This window comes from Floridaenema aerugineum BLCC-F46 (assembly GCF_041929345.1).
GTDB classification, from domain to species: Bacteria; Cyanobacteriota; Cyanobacteriia; order Cyanobacteriales; family Aerosakkonemataceae; genus Floridanema; species Floridanema aerugineum.
Genome location: NZ_JBHFNQ010000230.1, coordinates 42,506 through 51,705, shown reverse-complemented (window position 1 = coordinate 51,705; position 9,200 = coordinate 42,506). Strand labels below are relative to the sequence as shown.

The window sequence follows — 9,200 nt, the reverse complement described above, 5'->3', positions numbered from 1 at the left end:
AAGTTTGTTAGACTTCCACCATCGCCAAGCTGTTTGGTATGAGATCCCTAAGTGCTTAGCATAGTCTGATAGCTTCATTGTTATATGATACTATGCCTGATTATATTTGTTTATATAATGAGAGAAGTTTTATAATACTTTGATTTCCAGTAACGGGCAATTGTTAGCAGTGTTGCAAGGAGTTCAAGCTAATACCATTACTCAAGCAGATTTCTATATTTTGTAAGGCAGAACTAGGGAGGTGGGGAGATAGGGAGGTAGGGAGAGCCGGGGGAGTATTTTTTCCGCCATCCCCCCATCTCCTAGAGCCCCGAAGTTTCAGCGACGACGAGAAGAACGTTTATCTCGGTCTTGCCTTCTGCGATCGCGCCACTCTGCTAACGTTAAATAGATAACGCCACCAGTGACAGTAAATAGCAGCACTAAGGCTGCTACGGCGAGAATGTTGTAAATAGGTATTGTTGATTCCACTTTTCTACAAACCGTTACGCGCCCAAACTACCATTGAAATCGAATAGGTAAAGAGAACTAACAGAGCAACCCAACCTAAAGAGAGAATATCCATAAGCTTTGTTTACAACCAAAAGATCGAAAATGACTCCAAGGATTATCATACTTCGTTAGTGGTGGGATCTGAACTTTGGACGACTTAAACGCAGAACGGATAGAATCTCTCAAGGCTGGTATTTTCAGTGCTTTGTCGCTGTCGCTGGCATTTAGCGCCCTGACGCTGTTGCATTTGTTTTTGGCAAAGCAGTTTCCAGCTGTCGGTATTTGGCAAACTCCAACGTTGATTAATCTGTTATTTAGTGGGGGAGTAGCTTTTTTAAGTGGTTTCCTCTTCGGTATCACTTACCGCTACATTATTCGCCAAGATGAAAATTCCCATCTCCAAGAAGGTGCGGTTTTATCTTTTGGGCTAGTTCGAGGTTTAGCCCAAGTGGATATCGGGTTAAAGTTAGAAAATACCCTTTGGTCTTTGGGTATTCTCTGTATTGAAAGTCTTTTACTATTCGCTTTCGCCCGTTTCGCCCTCGATTTAGCAATTTACCGTCAGTGGGTGAAGTCTGCAAGGTAGCAGGGATAGGGGGATGGGGAGGTGGGGGGATGGGGAGATAACTTAAAATTCATAACTTTCTCCCTAACTTAAAACTTTCCCAGTCCCTAGTCCCCAGTCCCTAGTCCCTGTTAAACTGTGAATTCGGTAAATTCTGGTTGTCCGTAGATCATGTTGCGATCGATCGCACAGAGAATTTTATTGTCGGCAACTTGGGAAAATAGACAGCGACAAACTAATTTTGCTACATCAGCGCGGTGAATTGTTCCGGCAATTTTGTAGTCTTCTGTAAGTACTCCATTGCCAGTGCTCGGTTCTGATTTTAATCCCCCTGGTCGGATAATTGTGTAAGTTAGTCCACTTTCGATTAAATGTTGTTCCGCTTTTTCTTTTTCGGCTAAAACTGCGCCCAAGGTTTGCATTGCTTGGGGCGGTAAGGCAACGGCACTATTGCCAGTACCAATAGAAGTAACTAAAATAAATTTTTGCACTCCGGCTTTAACTGCGGCATCAATCAGGTTTTTGTTACCTAAATAGTCCGCCCGTTCGCCATCTTTAGGTAAACCGCCTATTGTGCTAATAACTGCTTGAATGGTATCACCTTGCATTGCTTGTTCCATTGCAGTTTTGTCTAAAGCGTCTCCCATGACAATTTTAATTCCCATCGCTTCCAGTTCTGGGCGAGTTGTTTCGGCACGCAGTAGTGCTTTGATTTTTTGGTTTTGTTCAGTTAAATTTATGGCAATTTCTCGTCCTACGCCGCGACTTGCCCCGGCTAGAAATATATAGGATGCTTCTGTCATGTTGGTTCCTAAAATTTATAATTGACCTTAATTATAAGGCATATTGCTTTATTATTCTTTGTACATACATATATGTTGCTGATTTTGATTATATAAGGAGAAGTTAGTTGCTGCAAAATGTTACTTTGTCTGGTGTTATTGCGATCGCTCTTGGTGCGATTCCTGGTGCTTTAACTCGCTATTATGTGACCCAATGGTGTAAAAGTGCGATCGGGAAAAACTTTCCTTACGGCACTTTTATTATCAATTTTACAGGTTGTTTACTAATGGGGTTTTTCTTCACCTTATTTAAGGGGATTCCCGGATTTCCACCAGAAATAGATTTGATGGTAAGAACGGGTTTTTGGGTTCTTATACAACCTTCTCAACCTACGGATACGATACCTTAACACTGTGGCGGAATAACAAGCAAAGAAGCACCATTTTTTACTGGGCAGGTAGCGCAATGTTAGCGATTTTTGGTATTGTAATAGGTCGTTATCTCGCGCAGCTAATTGTAGGACAGTAGCAATTCTCTTGAGTATAAATTATCAAACTTTATCCAATAATTTAATTACTGAGGAAACTCTTCAATCATGCAAAATAGTATTGCTCGCACGATATTAGCAATCTCTGTTGGTGCTATTCCAGGTGCAGTAGGGCGCTACCTGATCGCTGAATTAACTAAAGGAATAATTGGGAAAGACTTTGCTTACTATGGAACATTTTTTGTTAATATAACTGGTTGCTTTATCATGGCGTATTTCTATACATTAAACGAGACAAAGTTTAGGAGTATTCCCACTGAATATAGGTTAGCGATCGCCACTGGTTTTTGTGGTGCTTATACCACTTTCTCGACTTACGGATTAGAGACTGTTGGGCAAATAGATAAAGGTGCTACAACAGTCGCTTTAATCTATTGGTTAGGCAGCATGATCTTGGGAATGGTGGCTGTAAAATTGGGTGTAATGTTAGGTAGCCTTAATTCTAATTCCGAAGAATTTGATAGCTGAAGGGAAATATTTTACAATCTCAATAAACAGAAACCCGGTTTCTTGAAGAAACCGGGTTTCTTCTGGGGTTTAGTGCGATCGACAATATTGATAAAAGCATTTATCAAAGTTGTGGTTATTTCTCGCTAGTTTGGAGAGTCAAATTTAAACATGGTAAACCTAAATCTTTTTCAATTATTGACTGCGTTAATGTTCTAGCTTCGGCGCTACGAGTTAGTAATTGGGCAGTTCCATCGCCTTGAGAACCGACTCCTTTGCCACCCCAAATTAGGTTTTGAATGGGGGAATAGTTTAGTAAATGATGCAGTTTTGGCGCTTGTAATTCTGTGGGGGAGGCGGGGGCGATTAGGCGATCGAATATTTCCTGCGCTTCTCTCATTAATTCTCCAAGTCTTTCAGCATTTCCGGCAATTAATGCTTGCTTTGCTTGGGTGGTAATTTCTTGATTTAAAGAACCAAGGGCGCGACGCATTCCTTGGGTTAATTCACCTTTTTGGCTACAAAATTGAGCATTCAAATCTCGGAGAATTGTCACAGTGTCTTTTTGCCCTTGTAAATCGACAATTAAATAGTGAAAGCTGCCATTTAAGGGAATTGGTTCAATTTCTAATGCTTCGCCATCGAATGTAAGAAAGGTTGGGATTTGTCCAAAAGCACAAATTTGATCCATCCTGCCACAACGCGAAGGTGTCAGGGTTTCTCCGCGATAAGCTAAGTCCATTTCTTGTTGTTTGGAAAGACTTAAATTATAAATTTGGTTACAAGCTTGAGCGACTAAAACACAAATTGCGGCTGAGGAGGAAAGCCCTTTTTTTAAGGGTAAATCCATGCGATAACAATCTATTTCTAATCCCTTAATTGGATAATTATGCCAAATTTCGTGAAAAGTTCCAGCGACGTAACTCCAAAAATCACTTTTTTTGGCTTGTGCTAATAATTGTTCTGATTCTAATGGTAAAGAGAGGCTTTGTTGTTGGTTGTTGGGAAGGATGGAACGAACTATTAATTGATTTTCTTGTTGACGAACACGAGCATAAATGCCTTGGTTAGTACCAACTGCAATGCAGTAACCGGGGGTTTCGCGAAACTGAAGGTAAGCACCAGCCCAGTCTGAGTGTTCGCCAAATAAGCAAAGTCTACCAGGAACAAATAAGTTTAGCCAATCAGACATTTGCCCGGAGGTAAAGTATAAATGTAAACATAGATACCATTTATTGCCGCTAAATTTCTAGCTTTTGCCTTTTCAATTAGTTTATGAGTGGAGAGAATGATTTGTATTCTCTTGCTTTTTTGGGAGGGTTCATGAGACTAAACCATTCTACTTTATTGTCGGCTTTTCCCAATCTGTTTCTGAGTCTATTTCCTGATTATGTGATGGTGCATCGACTATTGCCACAAAGCAAGAGTGAAACTCAGATTGTTTGTGAATGGTTGTTTAGTCCAGAAAGCTTTAACCAAACTGGGTTTAATCCATCTGATGCGGTGCGGTTTTGGGATCGAGTCAATCAGCAAGACTGGCAGGTGTGCGAATTGATGCAAGCTGGAGTAAGTTCTCGCGCTTATACTCCTGGGCCTTATTCTAGTGCAGAAAGTTTGCTGGCACAATTCGATCGGGAATTTCTCCGACTAATGGGACACTAAGTATAACAGGGAGTCGTATTGCGTCATCAAAACATGATTTTATTTTTCTTGAGTTCCTTAATTTTCGGGCAATTCCTGCCTTTCCAGAACAGGGTGTTTACTAACTGTCAGCTATTTGGGCTGCGTATTTTTTCGGCATTGGTTTAAACTCCATACATATTCAGAGGAGTGAACAGAATGGATTTACGTAGAGATGCTTTGGAGATTCTTAAAGAAACCAGCCGGACTTTCTACATCCCAATAAGTCGTCTACCGCTAGAACTACAAGCAGCTGTGGCTTCTGCTTATCTATGTATGCGTGCCATTGATGAGATTGAAGATCATCCTGAATTGGAAAATTCCGTCAAGGCAAAATTGTTACGCAGTATTAGCCTGAGTTTACAGGGCGCAGCTGATGGGGTGATTCCTGATGATTTTTATCAGGAGTTCCACTCTCAGGATGTTTTGTTACCCGAAGTGTCCCTGCGGGTGAAAGAATGGGCTTTGCTGGCACCAGAAAGCATTGCGCCTCGTGTTTGGGATGCTACTGCGGCTATGGCCGATCGCATGGCTTACTGGGCGGAACGCAACTGGGAAATTCACACGGAGGCAGATCTTGATCGCTATACTTTTAGCGTGGCTGGTGCTGTGGGTCTGCTGCTTTCTGATTTGTGGGCTTGGTACGATGGGACTCAGACTAACCGGAGTTATGCGATCGGTTTTGGTCGGGGTTTACAAGCGGTTAACATTCTTCGCAATTACAAGGAAGATTTACTACGTGGAGTAAGTTATTTTCCCAATGGCTGGAGTGTTGACGATCTGCAAATCTATGCCCGTCGTAATCTCAAGCTGGCTGATGCCTACACTCGGTCTTTACCTCATGGCCCAGCTTTGGACTTTTGCCGCATTCCTCTGGCTTTAGCTTATGGCACTTTGGATGTGCTGGCTCATGGCGAAAGTAAACTGACTCGTAGCGCAGTTATGGCTCTCATTGAGCAGGTAACTAGCTCGAAAAAGTAGTTGCTAGGGAACAGGGACAAGGGAACAGGGACAAGGGGACAAGGGAACAGGGACAAGGGAACAGGGACAAGGGAACAGGGACAAGGGGACAGGGACAAGGGGACTCTTGAGAATTTTTTTACTTTCTGCCCCTGGAGTCCCTGGAGCCCCTGGAGTCCCTGGAGCCTACAGCAGCAAAAAGGCGGAAAAGGGGATAAACTAAAGCCATTTACCGCTTTATTGCGCTAAAACTCTAAATAGCATCATCGCTTGTGAGGAGAAAATTTTAGATGACTGCTAAGGTCAAATCTTTTGATTCGCCTGTGCCGGAGATGACTACTGGGAGAAAGCGCTACGTTCCCCGAAATTATCGGCGTATTCTTTGTGCTTTTCCTAAGTATGCTCCTTCATTTGGTACTTTTTATCATGCTTACCCACTTTCAGGTCGTCGGGTGAAGGCGATGATGCCTCCCCAAGGTCTTTTAATTGTGGCTGCTTATTTGCCTCAAGAGTGGGAAATTCGTTTTATTGATGAGAATGTTCGACCTATTAAAAAGTCTGATTTTCAATGGGCTGATGTGGTAATTGTTAGTGGAATGCACATTCAACGCCCAGAAATTAATTATATAAATGAACGGGCGCATCAAGCTGGTAAAATTACGGTTTTGGGTGGGCCTTCGGTTTCTGGTTGTCCAGAATATTACCCCGATTTTGATATTTTAAATCTGGGGGAATTGGGTGATGGGACCGAGCGCTTAATTGAGTATTTAGATCTACATAAAGAACGCCCAAAAAGTCAAATTCGCTTTGAGTCTAAGGAACGTTTACCTTTAAGAGAATTTCCGATTCCGGCTTATCATTTGATAGATTTAGATAATTATTTTATGGGGGATATCCAGTTTTCTAGCGGTTGTCCTTATCGTTGCGAATTCTGTGATATTCCTGAGCTTTATGGACGCGATCCTCGAATTAAATCACCGTCACAAGTTTTGGCAGAATTAGATGGGATGCTCAAGGTGGGAAGTCCGGGGGGAATTTATTTTGTTGATGATAATTTTGTGGGCGATCGCAAGGCGTTAATGCAGTTATTACCTGCTTTAATTGACTGGCAAAAACGCAATGGTTATCCGGTACAATTTGCTTGTGAAGCTACTTTGAATTTAGCCCAAAGTCCGAAGATTTTAGAAATGATGCGGCAGGCTTATTTTACTACGGTTTTTTGTGGAATTGAAACGCCCGATACCAAAGCTTTGCACTCAATTTCTAAGGTACAAAATTTGAGTATGCCGATTTTAGATGCGGTAAAGACTTTGAATAGTTATGGCTTGGAAGTAGTATCGGGAATTATTTTGGGATTGGATACGGATACTCCTGATACGGGCGATCGCATTTTAGAATTTATCCGACTTTCTAATATTCCGGTTTTGACAATTAATCTACTTTACGCTTTGCCCAAAACTCCTTTGTGGCGCAGGTTAGAAGCGGAAGGTAGATTGGTTTTTGATGAGAAACGAGAATCGAATGTAGAATTTTTAATGCCTTACGAACAAGTGGTGGAAATGTGGCGGCGCTGCATTACTAAGGCTTACGAACCTGAGTTTTTATATCAAAGGTTTGCTTACAATATGGAGCATACTTATCCTCATCGAATTAAAGTGCCAAATAGCCCGCAGCGTGCTTCCTCGGCAAATATTAAAAGAGGTTTATTTGCTTTGGGAAATATCCTAGTGCGCGTTGGGATATTTGGTAATTACCGACAGACTTTTTGGAAGTTTGCCAAGCCAGCTTTCCAAGCGAAAAAAATTGAAAGTGTCATTCATGTGGGGTTAATTGCCCATCATTTAATTACCTTTGCTCAAGAGTGTGGTAAAGGTAAAGAGTCGGCTTCTTTCTATTCTCAGAAAATTCGCAAAGCGGAAATGTCAGTAATCAAAATTGGTTCTCGATAATTAGCGGGAAATCTTCCCAAGGATGAAGGAGAAATGAGAAAAATTACCTCTGGTATTAGAGCAGACATTCGCTGGGTAATTCTTACCGGAATCCAATTTTTATTTAGCAAAGTTAAGCGGTTTATTCGCTGGCTAATTTTCGGGGCGATGCTGTTTTTCTTAATAGGAGTGCTGCGGAACAATTGGCAACAAGTAGCAGCAATTCGGATCGATAAAACAGGTTGGTTGTTTTTAATAAGTTCCCTAATAGTAACGATTTTAGCTCAGACTTGGGCGGGTTGGGTTTGGAGTTGGATGTTGCGGGAGTTTAAACAACCAAGAAATAGTTTATGGATGATTAATGTTTATTTAAAGACGAATATTGCTAAGTATTTACCGGGGAATGTTTGGCATTATTATGGGAGGGTGAAAAAACTCAGAGATTCGGGTGTTCCTACTTCTACTGCTACTTTGAGTGTGTTGATTGAACCAATTTTACAAGCAGCGGCGGCGGTTTTAATGATTATTATTGGGCGGCAAATCAGTGGCTCAATTTTAGATAAAACAAGTATTTGGAGTTGGCAAGTTTTTGGCGCGATCGCAGTTTTAATGCTCTTACATCCTTGGGTTCTCAATCCAATTTTACAATTTTTGGGTAAGTTTGAAAAGCCACCTAAAGGAGTAAATAATTTTGCTCCTTTGAGTTGGAAGATTGATAATTATCCGGTTAAACCTTTGGTAGGATCTCTGTTATTTTTGAGTTTACGGGGTTTAGGTTTTTGTTTGATTTTATCGGCTTTTACTACATACAATTTAAACCAATTACCCATGTTATTGAGTGCTTTTAGCATTGCTTGGGTAACAGCTTTAGTTGTTCCAGGAGCACCGGGAGGTATTGGGGTGTTTGAAGCAACGGCGATCGCACTTTTAGCTCAACCTTTTTCCACTGCTGTTGTTTTGAGTGCAGCAGCACTTTACCGTTTAATCAGTATTATTGCTGAAACTTTAGCTGTTGGCATAATTTGGTTAGATGAAAAGCGTGGGAAATACAAAAAAGCAAATACTTAGTATTTTAGCGAAAGGCTCTAATTTAGGACTAAAGCTGCGTGTCACACTTGAATCGAGTAGTAGGGTGCGTCAGACCCTAGATATTATCGACAAAATAAGCGTTTGAGGTTCTGACGCACCCTACTAATTGTGCCAGTTGCGTAAGTCCTGTAATTGTCTAGTGGCAGAAATCTAAATGACACTAAATTCTATCCAACCACTGTTTTGGATCGCGTTTTGTGTGGAAACAAGCAAGCACAAAAACTGTATCTTGGTCAAAAATGTAGAGAATTAGGTAGGGGAATCGACGGATTAATGCTCTTCTTACCTGTTTATGGATGACTTGGTAAGCAAGGGGGTTTCGTCCAATCCCAGACAAACAAGCATCGACTGCACGGACAAACTCAGAACCCAAACCTGGATTTTTAGATTCATACCACTCAAAAGCATCCTGAATATCGTATTCGGCTTCGGGTTGGATAATCAGATGATAGTTCATCGGGCGAAGCCTAACCGTTTTTTCACATCTTCCCAACTAGAACCACTTACGGGGTTCTTTTGGTAACTTTCTAACCGTCGATCTAATTCTTGTTGTTGTGCTTCAGTCAAGGGAAGTTCCTCTTGCTGCTCAAAGATACTGTCCCATAAATCTTCAGCTAGTTGGATACGTTCTGCAACACTAAGTTGAGAAATGTCAACTTTCAAGAGGGGATGGGAACTCATTAGTTAGTCCAGAGTTATAGTTTAAATT

12 protein-coding genes and 1 pseudogene are annotated in these 9,200 nt (G+C 41.4%); 7 read left to right on the top strand and 6 right to left on the bottom strand.

The window, feature by feature from the left end; all coding sequences use genetic code 11:
• Positions 1 to 318: 318 nt before the first annotated feature.
• Together ACE1CC_RS32380 and petN are read right to left on the bottom strand one after the other, a co-directional pair.
• On the bottom strand, positions 319 to 471 hold the full coding sequence (locus ACE1CC_RS32380; protein ID WP_413274550.1) for a hypothetical protein: 153 nt from the start codon (positions 469 to 471) through the stop codon (positions 319 to 321).
• A 4-nt stretch (positions 472 to 475) separates the two neighbouring features.
• Complete coding sequence (gene petN / locus ACE1CC_RS32375) at positions 476 to 565, bottom strand: cytochrome b6-f complex subunit PetN (RefSeq protein WP_413264374.1); 90 nt, start codon at positions 563 to 565, stop codon at positions 476 to 478.
• 75 nt (positions 566 to 640) lie between these two features.
• On the opposite strand from petN, the gene ACE1CC_RS32370 reads away from it, so the two are divergent.
• Entirely contained in the window at positions 641 to 1,078 is a 438-nt protein-coding gene (locus ACE1CC_RS32370; RefSeq protein ID WP_413274549.1) for a hypothetical protein, read from the top strand.
• Positions 1,079 to 1,188: 110 nt separating this feature from the next.
• Here the strand turns inward: ACE1CC_RS32370 and ACE1CC_RS32365 are convergent, their stop codons facing one another.
• Positions 1,189 to 1,860 (bottom strand): SDR family oxidoreductase, encoded by a 672-nt coding sequence (locus ACE1CC_RS32365; protein WP_413274548.1) that lies wholly within the window; start codon positions 1,858 to 1,860, stop codon positions 1,189 to 1,191.
• A gap of 185 nt (positions 1,861 to 2,045) precedes the next feature.
• Here ACE1CC_RS32365 and crcB (ACE1CC_RS32360) point away from each other — a divergent pair.
• Positions 2,046 to 2,368: pseudogene (gene crcB, locus ACE1CC_RS32360) on the top strand (fluoride efflux transporter CrcB).
• A 67-nt stretch (positions 2,369 to 2,435) separates the two neighbouring features.
• Positions 2,436 to 2,855, top strand: coding sequence for a fluoride efflux transporter CrcB (gene crcB, locus ACE1CC_RS32355; protein WP_413274547.1), 420 nt, complete (start codon positions 2,436 to 2,438; stop codon positions 2,853 to 2,855).
• A gap of 115 nt (positions 2,856 to 2,970) precedes the next feature.
• Here the strand turns inward: crcB (ACE1CC_RS32355) and ACE1CC_RS32350 are convergent, their stop codons facing one another.
• Positions 2,971 to 4,026 carry a mevalonate kinase family protein gene (locus ACE1CC_RS32350; protein WP_413274546.1) on the bottom strand — a complete coding sequence of 352 codons (1,056 nt, stop codon included), beginning with the start codon at positions 4,024 to 4,026 and terminating at the stop codon, positions 2,971 to 2,973.
• Positions 4,027 to 4,157: 131 nt separating this feature from the next.
• Here ACE1CC_RS32350 and ACE1CC_RS32345 point away from each other — a divergent pair, with 131 nt between their 5' ends.
• The 4 genes from ACE1CC_RS32345 (at position 4,158) to ACE1CC_RS32330 (ending at position 8,470) form a co-directional block, all read left to right on the top strand.
• The gene (locus ACE1CC_RS32345) at positions 4,158 to 4,496 is read left to right on the top strand and encodes an SRPBCC family protein (RefSeq protein ID WP_413274545.1); all 339 of its coding nucleotides are present in this window, start codon (positions 4,158 to 4,160) and stop codon (positions 4,494 to 4,496) included.
• A gap of 177 nt (positions 4,497 to 4,673) precedes the next feature.
• The gene (locus tag ACE1CC_RS32340; protein WP_413274544.1) at positions 4,674 to 5,495 is read left to right on the top strand and encodes a squalene/phytoene synthase family protein; all 822 of its coding nucleotides are present in this window, start codon (positions 4,674 to 4,676) and stop codon (positions 5,493 to 5,495) included.
• A 269-nt stretch (positions 5,496 to 5,764) separates the two neighbouring features.
• Positions 5,765 to 7,423, top strand: a complete 1,659-nt coding sequence (locus ACE1CC_RS32335) for a B12-binding domain-containing radical SAM protein (protein WP_413274543.1) — start codon at positions 5,765 to 5,767, stop codon at positions 7,421 to 7,423.
• Positions 7,424 to 7,456: 33 nt separating this feature from the next.
• Positions 7,457 to 8,470: a lysylphosphatidylglycerol synthase transmembrane domain-containing protein gene (locus tag ACE1CC_RS32330; RefSeq protein ID WP_413274542.1), complete on the top strand. Its 1,014-nt coding sequence runs from the start codon at positions 7,457 to 7,459 to the stop codon at positions 8,468 to 8,470.
• Positions 8,471 to 8,651: 181 nt separating this feature from the next.
• Here ACE1CC_RS32330 and ACE1CC_RS32325 read toward each other — a convergent pair whose 3' ends face one another.
• Together ACE1CC_RS32325 and ACE1CC_RS32320 are read right to left on the bottom strand one after the other, a co-directional pair.
• On the bottom strand, positions 8,652 to 8,948 hold the full coding sequence (locus tag ACE1CC_RS32325) for a type II toxin-antitoxin system RelE/ParE family toxin (RefSeq protein ID WP_413274541.1): 297 nt from the start codon (positions 8,946 to 8,948) through the stop codon (positions 8,652 to 8,654).
• Entirely contained in the window at positions 8,945 to 9,172 is a 228-nt protein-coding gene (locus tag ACE1CC_RS32320; RefSeq protein WP_413274540.1) for an addiction module protein, read from the bottom strand. The genes ACE1CC_RS32325 and ACE1CC_RS32320 overlap by 4 nt, the downstream gene beginning before the upstream one ends.
• Positions 9,173 to 9,200 lie beyond the last annotated feature (28 nt).

Bases quoted from the DNA above. Each gene is read 5' to 3' on its own strand.
- petN (WP_413264374.1), bottom strand. From the start codon at position 565: ATGGATATTCTCTCTTTAGGTTGGGTTGCTCTGTTAGTTCTCTTTACC.
- ACE1CC_RS32365 (WP_413274548.1), bottom strand. From the start codon at position 1,860: ATGACAGAAGCATCCTATATATTTCTAGCCGGGGCAAGTCGCGGCGTA.
- crcB (WP_413274547.1), top strand. From the start codon at position 2,436: ATGCAAAATAGTATTGCTCGCACGATATTAGCAATCTCTGTTGGTGCT.
- ACE1CC_RS32350 (WP_413274546.1), bottom strand. From the start codon at position 4,026: ATGTCTGATTGGCTAAACTTATTTGTTCCTGGTAGACTTTGCTTATTT.
- ACE1CC_RS32345 (WP_413274545.1), top strand. From the start codon at position 4,158: ATGAGACTAAACCATTCTACTTTATTGTCGGCTTTTCCCAATCTGTTT.
- ACE1CC_RS32340 (WP_413274544.1), top strand. From the start codon at position 4,674: ATGGATTTACGTAGAGATGCTTTGGAGATTCTTAAAGAAACCAGCCGG.
- ACE1CC_RS32335 (WP_413274543.1), top strand. From the start codon at position 5,765: ATGACTGCTAAGGTCAAATCTTTTGATTCGCCTGTGCCGGAGATGACT.
- ACE1CC_RS32330 (WP_413274542.1), top strand. From the start codon at position 7,457: ATGAGAAAAATTACCTCTGGTATTAGAGCAGACATTCGCTGGGTAATT.
- ACE1CC_RS32325 (WP_413274541.1), bottom strand. From the start codon at position 8,948: ATGAACTATCATCTGATTATCCAACCCGAAGCCGAATACGATATTCAG.
- ACE1CC_RS32320 (WP_413274540.1), bottom strand. From the start codon at position 9,172: ATGAGTTCCCATCCCCTCTTGAAAGTTGACATTTCTCAACTTAGTGTT.